Origin of the sequence: Streptomyces sp. NPDC047117, from assembly GCF_040643545.1 — a bacterium.
Classification (GTDB): Bacteria; Actinomycetota; Actinomycetes; order Streptomycetales; family Streptomycetaceae; genus Streptomyces.
Window position 1 is genome coordinate 58,839 of the sequence record NZ_JBEYUN010000026.1, and the last position, 18,962, is coordinate 77,800.

The 18,962-nt window shown below is 70.8% G+C and carries 17 protein-coding genes and 1 pseudogene; 7 read left to right on the forward strand and 11 right to left on the reverse strand.

What is annotated here, in order from left to right; genetic code table 11:
- The first annotated feature begins 18 nt into the window (after positions 1–18).
- The 3 genes from ABZ840_RS34200 to ABZ840_RS34210 all read left to right on the forward strand — a co-directional run bounded on the left by ABZ840_RS34200 (position 19) and on the right by ABZ840_RS34210 (position 3,366).
- On the forward strand, positions 19–2,028 hold the full coding sequence (locus ABZ840_RS34200) for a glycoside hydrolase (RefSeq protein ID WP_361566765.1): 2,010 nt from the start codon (positions 19–21) through the stop codon (positions 2,026–2,028).
- 91 nt (positions 2,029–2,119) lie between these two features.
- Positions 2,120–2,794 (forward strand): DUF1707 domain-containing protein, encoded by a 675-nt coding sequence (locus ABZ840_RS34205; RefSeq protein WP_361566839.1) that lies wholly within the window; start codon positions 2,120–2,122, stop codon positions 2,792–2,794.
- 212 nt (positions 2,795–3,006) lie between these two features.
- A complete protein-coding gene (locus ABZ840_RS34210; RefSeq protein WP_030265320.1) occupies positions 3,007–3,366 on the forward strand; it encodes a WhiB family transcriptional regulator in 360 nt (119 codons plus the stop codon).
- An 82-nt stretch (positions 3,367–3,448) separates the two neighbouring features.
- Here the strand turns inward: ABZ840_RS34210 and glpX are convergent, their stop codons facing one another.
- Positions 3,449–4,480 (reverse strand): class II fructose-bisphosphatase, encoded by a 1,032-nt coding sequence (gene glpX / locus ABZ840_RS34215; protein ID WP_361566768.1) that lies wholly within the window; start codon positions 4,478–4,480, stop codon positions 3,449–3,451.
- Positions 4,481–4,687: 207 nt separating this feature from the next.
- On the opposite strand from glpX, the gene ABZ840_RS34220 reads away from it, so the two are divergent.
- Positions 4,688–5,227, forward strand: a complete 540-nt coding sequence (locus ABZ840_RS34220) for a DUF4245 domain-containing protein (protein WP_361566842.1) — start codon at positions 4,688–4,690, stop codon at positions 5,225–5,227.
- Between the two features lie 144 nt (positions 5,228–5,371).
- Here the strand turns inward: ABZ840_RS34220 and ABZ840_RS34225 are convergent, their stop codons facing one another.
- From ABZ840_RS34225 to ABZ840_RS34240, 4 genes are all read right to left on the reverse strand, one after another.
- Complete coding sequence (locus tag ABZ840_RS34225; protein ID WP_361566771.1) at positions 5,372–5,965, reverse strand: malonic semialdehyde reductase; 594 nt, start codon at positions 5,963–5,965, stop codon at positions 5,372–5,374.
- 188 nt (positions 5,966–6,153) lie between these two features.
- Entirely contained in the window at positions 6,154–6,435 is a 282-nt protein-coding gene (locus tag ABZ840_RS34230; protein WP_361566845.1) for an exodeoxyribonuclease VII small subunit, read from the reverse strand.
- Positions 6,436–6,472: 37 nt separating this feature from the next.
- Positions 6,473–7,702, reverse strand: coding sequence for an exodeoxyribonuclease VII large subunit (gene xseA / locus ABZ840_RS34235; protein ID WP_361566774.1), 1,230 nt, complete (start codon positions 7,700–7,702; stop codon positions 6,473–6,475).
- Between the two features lie 45 nt (positions 7,703–7,747).
- Positions 7,748–9,187: an APC family permease gene (locus ABZ840_RS34240; RefSeq protein ID WP_361566777.1), complete on the reverse strand. Its 1,440-nt coding sequence runs from the start codon at positions 9,185–9,187 to the stop codon at positions 7,748–7,750.
- Positions 9,188–9,378: 191 nt separating this feature from the next.
- Between ABZ840_RS34240 and ABZ840_RS34245 the strand changes: the two genes are divergently transcribed.
- Both ABZ840_RS34245 and ppgK read left to right on the forward strand, forming a co-directional pair.
- The gene (locus ABZ840_RS34245) at positions 9,379–10,407 is read left to right on the forward strand and encodes a 4-hydroxy-3-methylbut-2-enyl diphosphate reductase (protein ID WP_361566780.1); all 1,029 of its coding nucleotides are present in this window, start codon (positions 9,379–9,381) and stop codon (positions 10,405–10,407) included.
- A 118-nt stretch (positions 10,408–10,525) separates the two neighbouring features.
- Positions 10,526–11,383: a polyphosphate--glucose phosphotransferase gene (gene ppgK / locus ABZ840_RS34250; RefSeq protein WP_361566782.1), complete on the forward strand. Its 858-nt coding sequence runs from the start codon at positions 10,526–10,528 to the stop codon at positions 11,381–11,383.
- 61 nt (positions 11,384–11,444) lie between these two features.
- Here the strand turns inward: ppgK and ABZ840_RS34255 are convergent.
- Positions 11,445–12,089, reverse strand: a pseudogene (locus tag ABZ840_RS34255) (DUF6542 domain-containing protein); the annotation flags it as partial.
- A 314-nt stretch (positions 12,090–12,403) separates the two neighbouring features.
- Between ABZ840_RS34255 and ychF the strand changes: the two are divergent.
- Entirely contained in the window at positions 12,404–13,492 is a 1,089-nt protein-coding gene (gene ychF / locus ABZ840_RS34260; protein ID WP_361566785.1) for a redox-regulated ATPase YchF, read from the forward strand.
- 300 nt (positions 13,493–13,792) lie between these two features.
- Here the strand turns inward: ychF and ABZ840_RS34265 are convergent, their stop codons facing one another.
- The 5 genes from ABZ840_RS34265 to ABZ840_RS34285 all read right to left on the reverse strand — a co-directional run bounded on the left by ABZ840_RS34265 (position 13,793) and on the right by ABZ840_RS34285 (position 18,938).
- The gene (locus tag ABZ840_RS34265) at positions 13,793–14,179 is read right to left on the reverse strand and encodes a YwqJ-related putative deaminase (protein ID WP_361566788.1); all 387 of its coding nucleotides are present in this window, start codon (positions 14,177–14,179) and stop codon (positions 13,793–13,795) included.
- Complete coding sequence (locus ABZ840_RS34270) at positions 14,172–14,648, reverse strand: SUKH-3 domain-containing protein (RefSeq protein ID WP_361566791.1); 477 nt, start codon at positions 14,646–14,648, stop codon at positions 14,172–14,174. Before ABZ840_RS34270 ends, ABZ840_RS34265 begins: the two co-directional genes overlap by 8 nt.
- Positions 14,649–14,672: 24 nt before the next feature.
- Complete coding sequence (locus tag ABZ840_RS34275) at positions 14,673–15,239, reverse strand: YwqJ-related putative deaminase (RefSeq protein ID WP_361566794.1); 567 nt, start codon at positions 15,237–15,239, stop codon at positions 14,673–14,675.
- A gap of 98 nt (positions 15,240–15,337) precedes the next feature.
- Positions 15,338–17,335, reverse strand: a complete 1,998-nt coding sequence (locus ABZ840_RS34280; protein WP_361566797.1) for a hypothetical protein — start codon at positions 17,333–17,335, stop codon at positions 15,338–15,340.
- A 184-nt stretch (positions 17,336–17,519) separates the two neighbouring features.
- Complete coding sequence (locus ABZ840_RS34285) at positions 17,520–18,938, reverse strand: DUF6177 family protein (RefSeq protein ID WP_361566799.1); 1,419 nt, start codon at positions 18,936–18,938, stop codon at positions 17,520–17,522.
- Positions 18,939–18,962: the final 24 nt, after the last annotated feature.

Consider the following 18,962-nt stretch of genomic DNA (forward strand, 5'->3'; position numbering starts at 1 on the left):
CGCGCACAGTGCCGTCGCATGACACGTTTCCTGAAAGCTGCGACAGGCTCCCGGAAGCGGCGGGCCGCCCTCGCCGCGCTGGCCGGGACCGCGCTGACCGCGAGCACGTTCACGGCCCTCCAGGCGTACGCCGGGCCCGCGGAGCCCGGTGACGGCGGCGGCACGGTCGCGCTGCGGATCAAGGGCGGCGAGGCGCACGTGGACCCCCGCACCCTGCGGATCACCGCCCGTACGGCGAGCGGCGCCGAGTCCGAGCTCTCCGCGGCGGCCGGGGAGTCGCTGGGCACCGTTTCCCCGGTGACCCGCCACGGCGCCACCGCCCGGTGGTCCTATCCCGACCGCGGCCTCGACGTCTCGGTGGCGGCCCGCGACGGGCGGCTGGTCGTCCGCATGCACGCCAAGAAGGACGGCAGCATCGCCTGGCCCGCCGGAGGCGCCGCACAGCCGCGGGGCACGGCCTACGAGCTGCCCCGCGGCGAGGGGCTGCGGATCCCCGCGGCCGACACCTTCTGGAACTCGGGGAAGGCCGGGCTGACCGGCGCGGACGGCATCGACCTCAAGGACCTGACGATGCCCTTCTGGGGCACCACGGCGGGCGACCGCGGAGTGAGCACCCTCGTCCCCACCGACCTGGGCACCAATCTGCGCTTCGCCTCCCAGGACGGGAAGCTGCGCACCGCCGCCTCCCACGACTTCCGCCGCGCGGACGGCACCGACGACTACACCGTGGCCTTCTCCCTGACCGACGGCTCGCCGGTCGCGGCGGCCAAGGACTACCGCCGGTACCTCGCCTCGAAGGGGCAGCTCGGCAGCCTGAAGGCGAAGATCCGCAAGAACCCCGAGGTCGCCAAGTTGATCGGCGCCCCGCACGCCTACGTATGGGGCGACGGCCGCAGCAAGGAGACCGTCGAGCGGCTCAAGAAGCTCGGCGTCTCCCGGATGTGGCTCGGCTACGACGCCGACGGCGAGCCGATGACGAAGGAGGCCGTCGCCGCCGCGCAGCAGGCGGGCTACCTGGTCGGCCCGTACGACAGCTGGGACAACGCCCAGGACCCCAAGAGCGCCGACACCAGCGTGGCGAAGTGGCCGGACCGGCTGTGGCCCGACGGCTGCGTCCACGACGCCGACGGCAAGCCGGAGGGCGGCTTCGGCGGCCGCGGCTGCTACCTCAGCTCCCAGGCGCTCGCCGACGCCGAGCCGGGCCACCACTACCTCGCCGACCGCGTGCGGGACATGTCGGCGAACGGCGTGCACAGCTACTTCCTGGACGTGGACGCCACCGGCGAGCTGTTCCGCGACCACACGCCCGGCCACCCGATGACCCAGGCCGGGGACCGGGCGAACCGCCTGGAGCGGATGCGCGGGGTGTCCGACGGCTCCCTCGCCGGCGGCCGTCCGTTCGTCCTCGGCTCCGAGTCGGCGGGCTCCTGGGCGAACCAGGTGCTCGACTTCAGCCACGGCTCCAGCACGCCGGTCCACGACGGCCTGTGGAAGGCCGAGCGGGACAAGGAGACCTGGGGCGGCTACTGGCCCGAGGGGCGGCCCGGCATGTTCTTCAAGGAGGCCAGGCTGGACGCGTCCGTCGCCAAGGCCATGTTCGACCCCGCGTACCGGGTGCCGCTGTACGAGACGGTGCTGCACGACTCGGTGGTCAGCACCGACCGCTGGGAGCTGTCCCTCTACAAGCTCCCCGAGCAGAAGCGGGACCGTGCGCTGCTCGCCATGCTCTACAACACCCCGGTGAACCTCGCGCTCGACGGCAAGGTGCTGGACGCGCACGGCAAGGAGATCGCGGAGATGCAGCGGTTCTTCGCCGGCATCCAGAAGACCGCGGGCACGGAGGCGATGACGGACTTCCGCACGCTCACCGCCGACCACAAGGTGCAGCGGACCACCTTCGGCGGCAGCGGCGGACTGAAGATCACCGCCAACTTCGGCAGCACGGCGTACCACGGTCTGCCGGGCGGCTGTGTCCAGGCGACGAGCAAGTCGCATCCCGCTCCGCAGCGGTTCTGCCCGGAGAGCTGAGACCGGCGCTGTCCCCTGGTCGCGATCTATCGCGTTTCGCTACGCTGTTGAGGTGGACGCATCAGACAACGGGGGACAGTGCCCCGCACCCGTGGAACTCGCCAAGCCCGCGCCGGCCCCGCCCGCCGACGCCGCGCTCCGCGCCTCCGACGCCGACCGGGACCGGATCGCCGGGATCCTGCGCGAGGCGCTGGCCGAGGGGCGGCTGGACGCCGAGGAGCACGCCGAGCGCATCGACGGCGTCTACCGGGCCAAGACCATGGGTGAGCTGGAGCCGCTGATCAGCGATCTGCCGGCGGCGCGGGACGCGGCGGGCACACCCCCGGCGGCCGGCACGGCGTACGGCCCGGAGTCCGTCGCCGGCCCCGAGGACACCCGTCTCGTCGGGGTCTTCGGCGCCGCGGTCCGCGCGGGCCGCTGGCGGGTGCCGGGCCGGCTGATCGCGGTATCGGTCTTCGGATCGGTCGAGATCGACCTGACCGAGGCGATCTTCACGCAGCAGCACGTGCACATCAACGCCACCTCGATCTTCGGCAGCGTGGACATCCGGGTGCCGGAGAACGTGACGCTGCGCGGCAGCGGCTCAGGCGTGCTCGGCTCCTTCGAGATCCGGACCGACGAGTCGGACGACCCGGCCGCCCCGGTGATCACCGTGGGCGGCTTCGCCGTGCTCGGCAGCGTCGAGGCGAAGCCGAAGCGCGGCAAGTGGGTGCGGGACCTGCACAGCATGCTGCGCGAGCGCCGGCGCAGGCACCTGGGGCACTGAGGCGCTGCCGGTCCGCAGGTGGGACCCGCCTGTAAGGCGCGCCGCAATCCGACGCTGCTTTCAAACCGTACGCCACGGTGTGCATAGAGCCGCGTACAGCGGGTAGGGCTGGTGCATCGTCTCTCGTACGGCTGCGGGGTGTGCGAAACGTCGTGCGCAGCGAGACGGGCAAGTGGTGACTGAAATCGCCGAGCCGTCGTCAGGAGTAGACCGTGCTGCTACCGCATCAGCCCCTGCAGGACGCCGCCGTCGTGCCCGCCCAGCGAGTGCCCGCTCGGGACGAGGCCGGCCCCTGGCACTCCGAGGCGGTGTGCCGACGGGACGAGGCCGGACTCTTCTTCGCGCCGTCAAAAGAGCCGACGGCTGCCCGCCTGGCCAGGGAGGAAGCCGCGAAGCGGGTCTGTGCCCGCTGTCCCGTCATGATCGAGTGCCGGGAGCACGCGCTGCTCCAGCCCGAGCCGTACGGCGTCTGGGGCGGCCTGACCGCCGCCGAACGCCGGGTCGTCCTGGCCCGCCGCCGGCGCCGCGACGCCGAGCTCCAGCGCTCGGCCCGCATGCCTGCCGCGGGCTGAACCCGGTACGAATCCCCGACGGCCCGGTGCCCCTCCGCGAGAGCGGCGGGGCACCGGGCCGTCGGGCGTACGGAGCGCTGTCTCAGCTGGGCCGCTCGAAGTCGACCGAGCTGTAGGCGCGCAGCTTGGAGAGCCGGTGCTCGGAGTCGATCTGCCGGATCGTGCCGGACTTGGAGCGCATGACCAGCGACTGGGTGGTGGCGGTCTCCGCGCGGTACCGCACGCCGCGCAGCAGCTCGCCGTCGGTGATGCCGGTGGCGACGAAGAACACGTTCTCGCCGCTGACCAGGTCGTCGGTGTGCAGGACGCGGTCCAGGTCGTGGCCCGCGTCGATCGCGCGCTGCCGCTCCTCGTCGTCCTTGGGCCACAGCTTGGCCTGGATGGTGCCGCCCAGGCACTTGATCGCGCAGGCCGTGATGATGCCCTCGGGCGTACCGCCGATGCCCAGCAGCAGGTCCACGCCGGTGCCTTCGCGTACGGCCATGATCGCGCCGGCCACGTCACCGTCGGCGATGAACCTGATCCGGGCGCCGGCCTCGCGGATCTCCTTGACGATGCCCTCGTGGCGGGGGCGGTCCAGGACGACGACGGTGACGTCCTCGGGGCTGGACTTCTTCGCCTTGGCGATGCGGCGGATGTTCGCCTCGACCGGGGCGTTGATGTCGACGTAGTCGGCGGCCTCGGGGCCGGTGACCAGCTTGTCCATGTAGAAGACCGCGGACGGGTCGAACATGGAGCCGCGGTCGGCGACGGCCATGACGGAGACGGCGTTGGCCATGCCCTTGGCCGTCAGCGTCGTGCCGTCCACGGGGTCCACGGCCACGTCGCACTCGGGGCCGGTCCCGTCGCCCACGCGCTCGCCGTTGAACAGCATCGGCGCCTGGTCCTTCTCGCCTTCGCCGATGACGACCACGCCGTTCATCGAGACGGTGTGGATCAGGGCCCGCATGGCCTTGACCGCGGCGCCGTCCGCGCCGTTCTTGTCACCGCGGCCGACCCAGCGGCCCGATGCCATCGCACCCGCCTCGGTGACGCGGACCAGTTCCAGGGCGAGGTTGCGGTCGGGGGCCTCGGGGCTGACCTCAAGCTGGGACGGCAGATGATGCTCGGTCATCGGAGCGCACCTTTCTGTACGGCGACGGCCGGTTAGATGAGGGTTCGCTTGACCTTATCGCTATGTCGAGATTATGAGCAGGGCGCCCCACGTATGAGCAGTGCTCACCGGCCCCGGGAAGCCGTGCGCGCGGCCCGGCGCGTGGCCGGAGTGGGGGTCTTGTCCGATGCGTTCCCGGCATGGGGGACCATAGGGGGCGTGGCTGGTATGCGAGGCAAGCAAACGGTGCGGGACATGGTCCTGTCGATGGCCGTGATCGGCATCGTCGTCGCGGCGATCTATCTCTTCATCCCGCACAACGACAGCAAGGACGCGGAGAAGGCCGCGGTGAAGACCGTCGGCTACCGCGTCGAGCTCGCGACGGCCCGGCGCGCGGCGCCGTACCCGGTCGCCGCGCCCGAGGGGCTGCCCCAGGGCTGGCGGGCCACCTCCGTCTCGTACAAGGCGGACAGCGACGGCAAGGGCGGCGCCTGGCACCTGGGCTTCCTGGACCCGAAGGACCAGTACGCCGCGGTCGAGCAGAGCGACGCCCCGGCCCGCGACTTCGTCAAGAAGGTCACGCTGAACGCCACCCCGGCCGGCGGCGGCCGGCAGGTCGACGGCGCCCGCTGGGACCGGTACAAGGGCGACACGTACAAGGCCCTCGTCCGCAAGGAGTCCGGCCACACCACGGTCGTCACCGGCACCGCGTCCTACGACGGCCTCGCGGAGCTGGCGGGCGCGCTGAAGGCCAAGAGCGAGAAGTAGCCGAAGGCCGAGAAGGAAGCAGCGGCCGGGCCCTCGCCCCGTACGCACGACCACTCCTCGAGCACGACGAGGCCGCCGCACCCGGAGCGGGTGCGGCGGCCTCCTGCCGTGCGGGGCGGCCGGGGTGCCGGCCGGCGCCGTGGCTCAGACGGTGGCGGCGGCGTCCTCGAAGGACAGCCGCGGCGAACGCGGGAAGAAGGCGTCAGCGCCCGGCTTGCCGACGTTGATGACCATGAAGGACTTCTGCTTGCCGTCGCCGAAGAACTCCTTGTCGATGGCGGTGAAGTCGAAGCCGGTCATCGGGCCGGCGGCCAGGCCGGCGGCGCGGATGCCGAGGATGAAGTAGCCCGCCTGGAGGGTGGCGTTCTGGGTGCCGGCGACCTCACGCGCCGCGGCCTCGGAGAAGAAGGTGTCCTTGATGCCCGGCGCGTGCGGGAACAGCTCCGGCAGCTTCTCGTGGAAGTCCAGGTCCACGGAGAGGATGACGGTCAGCGGGGCCGCCAGCGTCTTCGGGCCGTTGGCGCCCATGGCGTGCTCGACGAGGCGCTTGCGGGCGTCCTCGGAGCGGACCAGCGTCAGGCGCAGCGGCGACTGGTTGAAGGCGGTCGGGGCGAACTTCACCAGGTCGTAGACGGCCTGAACCTGCTCGTCGGTGACCGGCTCGTCCGTGAACGTGTTGGCGGTCTGGGCCTCACGGAAGAGGAGGTCAGCAGCGGCGGCGTCAAGGGCGAGAGTCATGAAGGGCACCTCGGTGGTTCGTGGTGGTTCCGGGCCGGGCCGGTCCGGTTTGTACACCCTCCACTCTAACGTCGATAGATTAAGTTTCAACTAAAGCGAGAGGATTGTGAGCGGTTTCACATGGCCGCGTTGCGGGAGCGAAAGCGAGCGGCGTCGCGCGGGCTCCTGACAGTGCCCGCGCGGTGGCCTCAGTCCTCCTCGGACGCCCCGGCCCCGGCCCCGTCCTCGCCTTCGTCCTCCGCCAGCGCCGCGTCCAGTCGGGCGCGGGCGCCGTCCAGCCAGCGCCGGCACACCTTCGCCAGCTCTTCGCCGCGCTCCCACAGCGCGAGCGACTCCTCCAGCGTCGTGCCGCCCGCCTCCAGGCTGCGGACCACCTCGATCAGCTCGTCCCGCGCCTGCTCGTACCCGAGCGTGGACGTCACGTCCGGCGCGCCCGCCGCCCCGGCACCCGCCGCGCCGTCCGTCTCCATGCCCGTGTCCGTCTTCGCCTTGGCCATGGGCCCCAGCCTAAGCGGGGGGTGTGACAGCGCCGTCCGTCCGACGGACCGTGAAGTCGCCCTCGGCCACCCGCGCCCGCAGCTCCTCGCCCTCGCCGACCTCCTCGGGCGTGCGGACCGCATGGCCGTCGGAGCGCTGCAGCACGGCGTACCCCCGCTCCAGCGTGGCCTTGGGGGAGAGGGCCACCACCCGCGCGAGGGTGTGCGTCAGCTCGGAGTCGGCCCGGTCCAGCAGATGGCCCAGCGTGCGCCGGCCGCGCTCCAGCACCGCGGTGACCTGCTCCTCGCGCGCCTCCACCATGCGGTGCGGCTCCCGTATGCAGGGGCGGTTCAGCGCGCCCGCGAGGCCGCGCTCCTCCCGGTCCAGGAAGCCGGTGACCGAGCGCAGCGCGCGCTCCCGCAGCTGCTGGATGCGGGCCAGCTCCTCGCCCACGTCCGGTACGACCTTCTTCGCCGCGTCCGTCGGCGTCGAGGCGCGCAGGTCCGCGACCAGGTCCAGCAGCGGGCTGTCCGGCTCGTGGCCGATCGCCGACACGACGGGCGTACGGGCCTGGCTCACGGTCCGTACGAGCTGCTCGTCGGAGAACGGCAGCAGGTCCTCCACGCTGCCGCCGCCCCGCGCCACGATGATCACGTCCACGTCCGGCCGGGCGTCCAGCTCCCGCACCGCCTCCACCACCTGCGGCACGGCGTGTATGCCCTGCACCGCGACGTTGCGCACCTCGAAGCGGACGGCCGGCCAGCGGTGCCGGGCGTTCTCCAGTACGTCCCGCTCCGCCGCGCTCGCCCGGCCGCAGACCAGCCCGATCAGCTGCGGCAGGAACGGCAGCGGGCGCTTGCGCCCGTCCGCGAACAGTCCCTCGGCGGCCAGCGCCTTCTTCAGCATCTCCAGCCGCGCCAGCAGCTCGCCGACGCCGACCGGCTTGATCTCGGCGGCCCGCAGCGAGAGCTGGCCGCGCGGCGCGTACCACTCCGGCTTCGCGTGCACCACGACCCGGGCGCCCTCGCTGATCACGTCGGCGACCTTGTCGAAGACCTGGCGATAGCACGTCACGCTCACCGAGATGTCGTGCGACGGGTCGCGCAGCGTCATGAAGACGACGCCCGCGCCGGGCCGCCGCGACAGCTGAGTGATCTGCCCCTCGACCCACACCGCGCCGAGCCGGTCGATCCACCCGCCGATCAGCCGCGACACCTGACCGACCGGGATGGGCGTCTCTGCGGACGTCTGTAGAGCCATGGGATCGAGCGTATCGGCGAGGACCGACAGCTCGGTGTCGCTCCCTCATACGCCCGGCAGGTCGGCCCTCCGCCCCCTCGCGTACTGCACCGCCAGTACCGCCAGCCCGATCACCAGCCACACGCCGCCGACCACCTGGGCCGTCGGGGAGGCCTCGACGATCACCGCGACCACCACCGCGAGCCCCAGCAGCGGGATCACCACATGGCCCAGCACCTTCGGCGCGGCGGCCCGCTTGCGCAGCCAGAAGTAGCCGATCACCGACGCGTGCAGCAGCCCGAACGCGGTCAGCGCCCCGACGTTCACGATCGAGGACAGGTGGTCCAGGCCGTCGTCCCGGCGCGCCGCCCACACCGCCGCGACCAGCGTCACCACCGCAGCGCCCAGCAGGGCCCGGCGCGGCACCCCGCTCCCGGCGTCGACCTTCGACATCGCTCCCGGCAGCCGCCGGTCCCGGGCCATCGCGAAGAGCAGCCGCCCGGCCGCCGCCTGCCCGGCCAGCGCCGCGAACGCCGCGCCGATCGCCTTGCTCGCCGCGACCAGCTTCTGCAGCCACTCGCCGACGGCAGCGTTCGCCGTCGTGTAGAAGGCGTCGCCCTGCTCGGCCGGCTTCGCCGCCAGCTCCGCCGCCGACATCGGGGCGAGCAGCGCCGCGAGGTACGTCTGCACGGCGAACAGCACACCGGCCACCACCAGGCAGGTCAGCACGGCCCGCGCCACCCGCTTCGACCCCCCGGCCGACTCCTCCGCGAACGCCGCGATGGCGTCGAACCCCAGGTACGACAGCACCGCCACCGACACCGCCGCCAGTACCGCGCTCGTCGAGAAGCCGCCCTCACCCGTGAGCGGCACCGTCCAGCCGCGCTGCGCGCCGTCCGTCGCCAGTACCCACACGGCCGCCACGACGAAGACCACCAGCACGACGATCTCCATCGCCAGCACAAGGAAGCCGACCACGGCCGCCGTCCGTACGCCCCACAGGTTCAGCAGCGTCGTGACGACGACCGCCACCGCCGTCCAGATCCACTGGTGCACCGACGGCACCAGGGAGTGCAGCGCGATCCCCGAGAAGAGGTACGCCACCGCCGGGATCAGCAGGTAGTCGAGCATCGCCATCCAGCCCGCGACGAAGCCCGCGCCCTCGCCCAGGCCCACCCGGGCGTACGTGTAGACCGAGCCGGCCTGCGGGGCGACCCGCACCATCTGCGCGTACGAGTACGCCGTGAACGCCATCGCGATCGTCGCGACGACGTACACGAGGGTGATCGCCCCGTGCGACTTCGCCTGCAGCGTGCCGAAGATGCCGACGGGCGCCATGGGAGCGATGAACAGCAGCCCGTAGACGATCAGGTCCCGGAAGGACAGGGTCCGCCTCAGCCGGCCCCCGGCGGCCACGGTCGCCCCGGCAGGGTCCGCGGCCCCGGCGGGGCCGGCGGGATCGGGAACGCCGCCGTGCGGGGGCTGCGGATCGGCCGTTGGGGGCATGACGGACACCTCTGCGTGACGAACGGTCCGGCGGCGCTCGCCGGCCTCACATGATCGTCGGCCGTCCCGTCGTTTCGGGCAAGCCGCCCTGCCGTGCGGACATATGCCCTTGTTATGGCCTTGTAACGGCCTGTCCCCACCCCTGGCCAGGCCTTCCGTGGGACACCACCCCGACCCGTACGATGGGAACCATGACCACCCCGACTTCCCGCCGCGTCCTCCTCGCCGCCCCTCGTGGATACTGCGCCGGCGTGGACCGAGCCGTCATCGCCGTCGAGAAGGCCCTGGAGCAGTACGGCGCCCCCGTCTACGTGCGCCACGAGATCGTCCACAACAAATACGTGGTCAAGACGTTGGAGAAGAAGGGTGCGATCTTCGTCGAAGAGACGGCGGAGGTGCCCCCGGGCAACATCGTGATCTTCTCCGCGCACGGCGTCGCGCCGGTCGTCCACGACGAGGCCAAGCGCGGACAGCTCGCCACCATCGACGCCACCTGCCCGCTCGTCACCAAGGTCCACAAGGAAGCCGTCCGGTACGCCAAGGAGGACTACGACATCCTCCTGATCGGTCACGAGGGCCACGAAGAGGTCATCGGCACCAGCGGCGAGGCCCCCGAGCACATCACCCTGGTCGACGGCCCCGACGACGTGCAGAACATCGAGGTCCGCGACCCGGACAAGGTCGTCTGGCTCTCCCAGACCACCCTGTCGGTCGACGAGACCATGGAGACGGTCGGCGCCATCAAGGGCCGCTACCCCAACCTCCTCTCCCCGCCCAGCGACGACATCTGCTACGCCACGCAGAACCGCCAGACGGCCGTGAAGCAGATGGGCGCCGAGTCCGACCTCGTCATCGTCGTCGGCTCCAAGAACTCCTCCAACTCCGTCCGCCTCGTCGAGGTCGCGCTCGGCGCCGGCGCCAAGGACGCGCACCTGGTCGACGGCGCCGAGGAGATCGACGAGGCCTGGCTGGAGGGCGTCCGCACGGTCGGCGTCACCTCCGGCGCCTCGGTCCCCGAGGTCCTCGTCGAGGGCGTCCTGGAGTGGCTGGCGCAGCGCGAGTACGAAGACGTGGAGACCATCACCTCCGCCACCGAGTCCATCCACTTCTCTCTGCCCAAGGAGCTCCGCCGCGACCTCCGCTCGGAGGCGAAGACGGCGACGGAGACGACGGCGGCGACGGAGACGAAGCCGGAGGACGGGTCGGCGCCGGAGGCGTGAGGCTTCCCCTCGTCATCGCGAAGGCGTGAGGCTTCCCCCACGTCCTTGTCCTCGTCCTCGCCGGGCCGGTTCGCCTTTTGACGGGTGAGCCGGCCTCTCCGCGCCTAGCCTTTTCCCCATGAACGTATTCGGTGTGGACATCGGCGGGTCGGGCATCAAGGGCGCGCCCGTGGACCTGGAACGCGGCGAGCCGGCGGAGGAGCGCTTCAAGGTGCTCACCCCGCACCCGGCCACCCCGGAAGCCGTCGCCGACGGCGTCCAGCAGGTCGTGGAGCATTTCGACTGGTCGGGGCCGGTCGGGGTGACGTTCCCCGGCGTGGTCACCGGCGGGGTGACCCGCTCGGCCGCCAATGTCGACAAGTCCTGGATCGGCACCGACGCCGCCAAGCTGCTGACCTCCCGGCTCGGCGGCGAAGCCGGACCCTGCCCGGTCACCGTGCTGAACGACGCGGACGCCGCCGGCCTCGCCGAGGTGCACTTCGGCGCCGCGCGCGGCCGTACGGGCACGGTCATCATGCTGACCCTGGGTACCGGCATCGGCAGCGCCCTCTTCACCGACGGGCAGCTGGTCGCCAATACCGAGCTGGGCCACCTCGAACTGGACGGCCACGACGCCGAGACCCGCGCCTCGACCCGGGTGAAGGACGAGGAGGACCTGAGCTGGCACGACTGGGCGCACCGGCTCCAGAAGTACCTCCGTCACGTCGAGATGCTCTTCACGCCCCAGCTCTTCGTGATCGGCGGCGGAGTGAGCCGCAAGGCCCACAAGTTCCTGCCGCTGATCAAGGGCGTCAAGGCTGAGATCGTGCCTGCGCAGCTTCAGAACAACGCGGGGATCGTTGGGGCCGCAATGGCCGCCCGGCGGGCTTGCGACCCGGCTGCCGCCGCTCCCGCTCCGGGGCAGGACGCCGGTCTCGGGGCCGCCGATCCCGGTCCTGCCGGCCGTCCGGACGCTGCGCCCGCCGCCGGAGGATGAGCAGACACTTCCGTACGCCGACGAGCAGCACGCTGAGGGCCGTACCGAGGTAGAGCCAGCCCGCGTTCACCGCGAGGACGGTGAAGACGCCCATCAGCAGGCTGCCCGAGCCGCCGGCGCCGGCGATGGGGAGGCAGCCCACGGTGTACGCGATCGGCAGCGTGACCGGCGCGACGACCAGGTCGTACGGGCGTACCCACAGCGCGCCCGCGGCCCCCGCCAGCACGAAGCAGACGCCGTACACGGTGGGCGAGCCGCCCGCCAGCAGCCGGTCCAGAAAGGCCAGGACCAGCAGCGCGAGGGTGGTCAGCAGGGCACAGCCCAGCCCGGTCAGCTTGGGCGCGGGCAGCCTGCGCACCAGCGCGGCGAGCGGCCCGGGCAGCACGCGCCGGGCACCCGCCCGGTAAACGGTCGAGGTCTCGGCGATGGCAGGACCACCGTCCGACCTGGCCGCCCCGTCCGCCCCGGCCGACCGGGCCGATGCGCTTCGCGCACCACCCTGCACGGCGGCCTGAGCGCCTTGCTGAGTGCCTTGCTGAGCGCCTTGCGCACCCTCTGCTGAGGCCTGAGCGGCCTTCGCAGGGGGCCGGCCGCCGCGGGCGACGGGGGGAGCCGCGGCGGGGCGGTTCCCGACGGCCCGCCCCGCGGCCGGACGGCCGGTCCGGGGCGGGGTGTGCTGAGGTGCGCGCGCTTCGTGTTGCTCCACTCGCCAACGGTAGGCCGCTAAGTGGGATTAATAGCCCGTAGGACACGCGCTTTCCACGACGATGCCGCCGGATCACCATCCGGAAGCGGTACGAACGTCGTACGTGTGGGCGTGTCGGTACGACGTCCGTCGCGCCGACGGACCGAGGCGCACCGGTCACCCGCCCCGCCCCGTAGACTGGTGGATCGGCCCCCTCGGGCATCGCCTGCCCGCCCGGGCCGGTGGCCCACCGGGACCATTGCCCAGCAGCCGGGCGCCGGCCCCGGGCCGATGTCCGCCCCACCCCACCTCCCGTCGGAAGTCGAGTCGCCAACGTGTCGCTCACGATCGGAATCGTCGGTCTGCCGAATGTCGGCAAGTCGACCATGTTCAACGCCCTGACCAAGAACGACGTGCTGGCGGCCAACTACCCGTTCGCCACCATCGAGCCCAACGTCGGCGTCGTGGGCGTCCCCGACCCGCGCCTGACCAAGCTGGCCGAGATCTTCGACTCCCAGAAGGTCCTCCCGGCCACCGTCGACTTCGTCGACATCGCCGGCATCGTGCGCGGGGCTTCCGAGGGCGAGGGCCTGGGCAACAAGTTCCTGGCGAACATCCGCGAGTCCGACGCGATCTGCCAGGTCATCCGTGCTTTCAAGGACGAGAACGTCGTCCACGTCGACGGCAAGGTCTCGCCCCGGGACGACATCGAGACGATCAACACCGAGCTGATCCTCGCCGACCTCCAGACCATCGAGAAGGTCCTCCCGCGCCTCCAGAAGGAGTCGCGCATCAAGAAGGACGTGGTCCCGAAGGTCAAGGCCGTCGAGGAGGCCAAGGAGATCCTGGAGCGGGGCGACACCCTCTTCTCCGCGGGCATCGTCCAGGGCTCGGGCAACGAGGAGCTCCTGCACGACCTGCACCTCCTCACCACCAAGCCCTTCCTCTACGTCTTCAACGTCGACGAGGACGAGCTGACGGACGAGGACTTCAAGAACGAGCAGCGCGCGCTCGTCGCCCCCGCCGAAGCGATCTTCCTGAACGCCAAGCTGGAGGCCGACCTCGCCGAGCTCGACGAGGAGGAGGCCCTGGAGCTCCTCCAGTCCGTGGGCCAGGAAGAGCCCGGCCTCGCGACCCTCGCCCACGTCGGCTTCCGCACCCTCGGCCTGCAGACCTACCTCACGGCCGGCCCCAAGGAATCCCGCGCCTGGACCATCAAGAAGAACGCCACGGCCCCCGAGGCCGCCGGCGTCATCCACACGGACTTCCAGAAGGGCTTCATCAAGGCCGAGGTCATCTCCTTCGACGACCTCGTCGAATGCGGCTCGGTCGCGGAAGCCCGCTCAGCAGGCAAGGCCCGCATGGAAGGCAAGGACTACGTGATGCAGGACGGCGACGTGGTGGAGTTCCGGTTCAACGTGTGATCCATGCTTGGAACCGGGGTCGTTCTCTTGGAGAGCGGCTCCGGTTCTTTTTTTCGGTCTTTCAGGGTGTGGAATGTGCCGCCCGCGCTGATGACCCTCCGAATTCACGAGGCCGACGAGGTGGGGGCGAAACATGGGCGACTTCACGGTTGTCCCGAACTGTTGATCCATTGGTCGGGGAAGGTGACGAAGCTCCCTCTGCGCTATACAGAGGGTGGGAACACGTAGTCAGAAACTCTCGCGAACGACGGTGGCCATCAGTGCTGCACCGGCATCAGGCGCGGCGCGCACAGAGCGGGCTCAGAGCATGACGCGTACGCCCAACTCCTGTAGAAGCAGTGTGCAGAATCCGCACGGTTCCGTGGTTCGGCCGTGGTCGGGGTGGCCCTGGTCGCGAACCATCTTCGAGATGAGTACGGAACCCTCGAAGTGCGGCGCCGCCTCACGAAGGGTCGTTGTCCGGCCATCATTTCGCGCACTGTCAATTGCCCACAGCTGATCGGACACCAGGGCGGATTCAGCGCAGCGGGCGGTGAACGGCATGCGTTGCTCCGGTGACAGTTCCTCTGCGAACTTCCAGATGGAGGGGTGCAGGTTCGGACGTTCGCTGCCGACGATGCTGGTATGGCTGACCACTGTCCCATGGATCAGCAGGGATGAGGCGACGGCTGGGAATTGCTCAGACAAAGAAGTCCTCCACGTCCGGAGTGTCGTCCCCGGTCATGAATCGAGAGAAAGCGTCGTATTCGTCCTCTCCCAGAAAATACCCTCCTGTGTGATGCAACAGGAACCAACGTCCTGTTTCATCGACAAGGAGTAGACCGTACTCCGACGACTCGAACCCGACCGGAAAGAGTTTCTTACCCAATCCCGACGCCATCTCGGCGATTTCCCGGGCGTCGCCTTCGTACCCGCCTGTCGGCTCCATTTCGAATGCCGAGTCCGATGCCCTCGGATGCGTCAGCTTCAGCAGCCCGTAGGTGCGGATGATGCGCACTGCGGCTTCCACGGCCTCTAGTGGGAAGCCTTGCTCGGCGGCGTCCTGTAGACGTACGGAGATGAGGTGCTGCGCCTCGTCCCCAATATCCCGCCCGTCGAACCAGCCGTGCTGCGTCAGCCATGCCAACACGTCCGGGGGTGGCGTGGTCGGAGTCATTCTTTCCCTCCAGGGAGCGTGCCCTCACTCATGCGCGCGAATGCCAAGTTGCGGAAGAATATGCTTGCAGGTGTCGCATGGCGGGAAATAGTCACCGTGCCGGTTTCGCACCTCTCCGGTCTTCTTGATGACGAAGTCTCCGATACGCCTGGTGTGCATGACACTCCCGTCGAACACGCGGCGGGCGTCATCAATTGTACGGACCTGTGTACCGGTCGGATCCAGCTGCCGCAGCCGGTCACTGATCAGGGAGATCTCGGCACATTTTCCGTGCCCGCTCCCCTTCTTCTCGATGACGCCGGCCTTTGCGTCGTCCGCGATCTTCTGAAGCATGTCGTCCAGCACCTTGTGCGTGTGCGGCAACGTCTGACCGTGCATCTTAGTCGTGCTGGTGTGCACGGTGATCACGTTGTCGTGCAGGAAACTCCCCGCACATCCGGTGTCCAGATGATTCTGGCCTGGGGGCGCCTCTCCGGCCGGTGCCTTGCGGGCCTCGTCGGCCAGCTCTACTGCCTCTCGCTCCAGGACGGTCAGCCGTTCCTCCGGGGTCAGGTGCGACACATCCAGCGCAGGACGCCGGTAGTGGCGCATTTGGTCGGCGCTCTGACCGTGCCAGTCGGGCTGCGGTTCCAGAGATGTGCCTTGAGGCCCGTCGGCCGTGTCGTGGGAAGGCCCACTGTCCGGCCCGTCTACGGCGTCGCCATGGTGCGGGAGGCTGTCATCCGTGGGCACCTCGTTGTGATCAGTGCGGTCCGTGTGCGGTTCATGACTGTGTCCGGGGCCGTCATCGGAGGCGTGGTGGATGCCGTCGTCGGCGTGATTGCCGGGTGTGGAGTCGCTGTGACGAGGCGGCGTGGGAGCGTGCGGCCCGCCGGAGCCACCGTGACCGCTGCCACCGCCCGGACCGTCGCCGCGCGCGCTGGTGGGCCCATCACCGTGGGCACCGGCGTGGCCGCCGCTTCCCGTGGGTGGTTCGTGGCTGGCTGAGGGGGTGTGGCCGAGGTCGTTGGCGTGACCGTCGGGAAGGTGGCCGGCCATGCCGCCGGGAGCGTGGCCGGGGCCGTGCCCCGGGGGACCACCGACGTGCCCGCCGGGCGTGGTGGCGTCGTCGCCGAGGCGGCCCGTGTCGTCCAGGCTGCTGCCCAAGCGGACGTGGGCGGGGTTGTCCGCGGTGTGGGTGGCGCCCGCGCCGACCAGGATGCGGTCGTTGGTCGGGGCTTCCACGTGCGGGGTGGTTGCGTCGGCGGGGGAGTGTGGGGCGTGCTGTCGACGATGTCAGAGGGCGCGTCGGTGTGGTGTTGTTTGAGGGCGCCGGTGTCGTCGTAGAGGTTGCCCTTGGGGTCGGCGTAGACGGTGTTGCCGTCGAAGTCGGTGAGCTTGACCGTTCCTTCGGGGAGGGGGACCGAGCCTTCGGGGAGCTTGACGGCCCCGTCCGGGAGTTCGATGGCCCCCTTGGGTATCGCCGAGCCTTCGGGCAGGTGCACCGTGCCGTCGGGCAGCGCCATCGCGCCCTCCGGGAGCTCGATGGCGTTTTCGGGGAGGGGAGGCATGTCGATTTTGCCGATGCCTCGGAGGCTTTTGGCGATGTCGCCGATTTTGGAGAGGCTCGCGCCGGCGCCCTTGGCGACATAGGTCATCGGGTCGATGACCTTGCCCGCCTTGCCCGCGACGGAGAGGGCCTTGGCGACCGCGCCGGCCTTGCCCGCGCCGGCCGCCGCGCCGCCCGCGCCGCCGGTGAAGACCGTGGTGACGACGTTGAAGGTGACGGCTCCGGCGGCGCGGCCGGGGTTCTTGCCCCATTCGTCCCAGGCGACCAGGGCCTTGCCGGTCTCCTTCATGGCGGTGCGGGAGTCGCGCAGCCAGGAGGGGAGTTTGTCGTCGGGGAGGGTCAGGAACGCGGCGGCCGCGGGGCCGCCGATGGTCACGATGGCCAGGCCGGTGGCGAGTTGGGCGAGGCCCTTCCAGGCCTGGCCCATGGCGTCCCAGCCGCCGAAGCCGACCAGGGTGCCCAGGCCCTTGATGGTGCCCCAGATGCCGTCGACGATCAGGCCGTCCCAGACGAAGGACTTGACCCAGTGGCCGACCTCGTACCAGTGGTGCTTCTCCTCCACCGGGTCGCCCCAGGGGAGTTTGGCGTTCTTCATGTCCTCGGCGTTGAAGCCGTACTGGTGCTCCTTCTTGGAGCCGTCGCCGGCCACCATCTGGGGGCCGTTCCAGAGGGCGACGATCTTGTTGTAGCAGGTGCGTTCGGCCGCCCAGAACGCGGCGACGGTGGCGGTGATGTCGTCGCGGAGCTGGTTGTGCTCGGCGATCAGGTCCTCGTCGTAGTCGCCGTCCTCGTCGTCCTTGTGGTCGCGGATGAAGGCCTCGGCCTTGCGTTTGAGTGCCTTCAGCTTTGGGACGAGGGGGCGGATTTCGTCGGCGTAGGAGGAGAGGGCCGAGGAGACCGTCTCCAGGTCGTCGGCGAATGCGTCGGCGCGGGTCTGGACCGGCTTGGTGGTGGCGAAGAGCTGCTCCGCCTCCGGGGCCTTGTAGAACGCGGACAGGCCCTGGAAGTGGGAGTGGACGTCGGAGCCGGTCTTGCGGATGTGGCCGGCGTCCTTCTTGAGCGCGGCGTGGTCCTTCTCCAGCTGAGGCAGATCGCCGGTGTACTGCGGAATCTGGTCCGGCTTGAGCTCGATCTTCATCGCTACCGCCCCCCGACTGCGGCATACCGTTATGCCGATACGTTTCGCCTCGCTGTCCGCCCCGGGAACCGGCCCCCACCGGCCGCCCCGACGCGGCGGTCATCCCGCGTGACGGACATGACTTTTTGTATCACGGTGCACTGACAGTCGCTCCGCTGCAGTCGCCCCGCCCCAGTCGGTTCCCTCACGCCCCCTTCAAGTGCCTCATCAGGCGTTCGAAGTCCTGCCAGCCCGACAGGTCGGAGGGGTCGCCGGGGAGGGGGTAGTAGAGGGCGGGGCGGGTCTTGGGGCCGAGTTCTACGGGGGGCTCGGCGAGGGGGGTGTGGCGGGCGCGGTCGCCGGGCATTTCGCGGACCTCTTCGGCGCCGAGGACGAAGGCCAGGGGGACGCCGGGGCCCTCGAAGTGCGGCGGGACGGCGAGGTCGCGACGGGCCTTGCGGAGCTGGACCAGCATCGACTGGAGGTGGTGGCGGGTGGCCAGTACCTCGGCGGCGCGGGTGAGGGCGTCCACCGGGGGCTCCTCGCCGGGGCCGTAGCCGAACGCGAGGGTGACGTCCTCCTCGACGCCGCCCTTGGTGCGGGTGATGCGGACCGTCGCGAGGCCCGGCCGCTCCGGGGAGCCGACGACCACGACCCAGGTCGGTTCGGGGGAGCGGTCGTGCGCGAGGTCGGTGAGCTGGCGCAGGGACCAGGGCAGGTTGGCGGGTTCGGCGGTGCCCCAGCCGGCCGGGGGCTCGCCGGTCAGCTCGCGCCAGACCGACTCCAGCGCCCCGCCGAGCACCAGCCGGTCGTCGGCGGGGTGGACCGTACGGAAGGAGACGGCCAGCTGGCGTTCACCGGTGTCGGTGACCTCCTGGAAGGAGGCGGCCAGCGGGGTACGGGCGTCCATCGGGGTCGCGCCCTCGCCCTCGACCGGGGCGAACAGGCCGTTCTGGAAGCGGAGTACGGCGCCGGAGAGGCCGTCGTAGTAGCCGTCCCGCTCGTCCTGCACGACCCAGCGCGACGGCCAGCCGGGCAGGCTGTTGCGTACGGCGGGGGAGAGGGTGGTGCCGGCGGGCGTGACGATCTGGAGGCCCAGTTCGGCGTTGGCGACGGCGCGGAACGCGTCCGAGAGCCAGGCCGTCATGGCGACCACCGGGCGGTCCTGGATGACGACGGCGACCTTGTCGGTGAGTACGTCGACGGCGGGCTGCGCGGCCGCGGGGGTGGGTGCGACGCTCACCCCGTCGGTCTCCACCACGGCGAGCGAACGCGCGGCCTCCGGAGGCCAGGCGGAGCCGCCGGCCAGGGAGGCGAGCCGCGCGGAGAAGGTGCCCGCGAGCCGCTCGGCCTCGCCGACGCCGGTCGTGGCGCGTGCCTCCGTCCACCAGAAGGGCAGCCGCGGCGGCGTGGCCCCGAGCAGCCGCTCGGCCTCGCCCGCGACCTGTACGAGCAGGGGCGCCTCGACCGACATCAGCGGGCGGCCCTCCGGGTCGCAGAGCTGTACGACCGCGTCCTCACCCGTCGTCCCGACGAGCTTGTCGGGACCGCCGGAGAGCAGGCCCGCGAGCACGGTCATCGGGTCGGGCATCTTCGGGGTGAGGGTGATGACGTCCTTGGTCATGGGGGTCGTCCGTTCGGTTCCTGG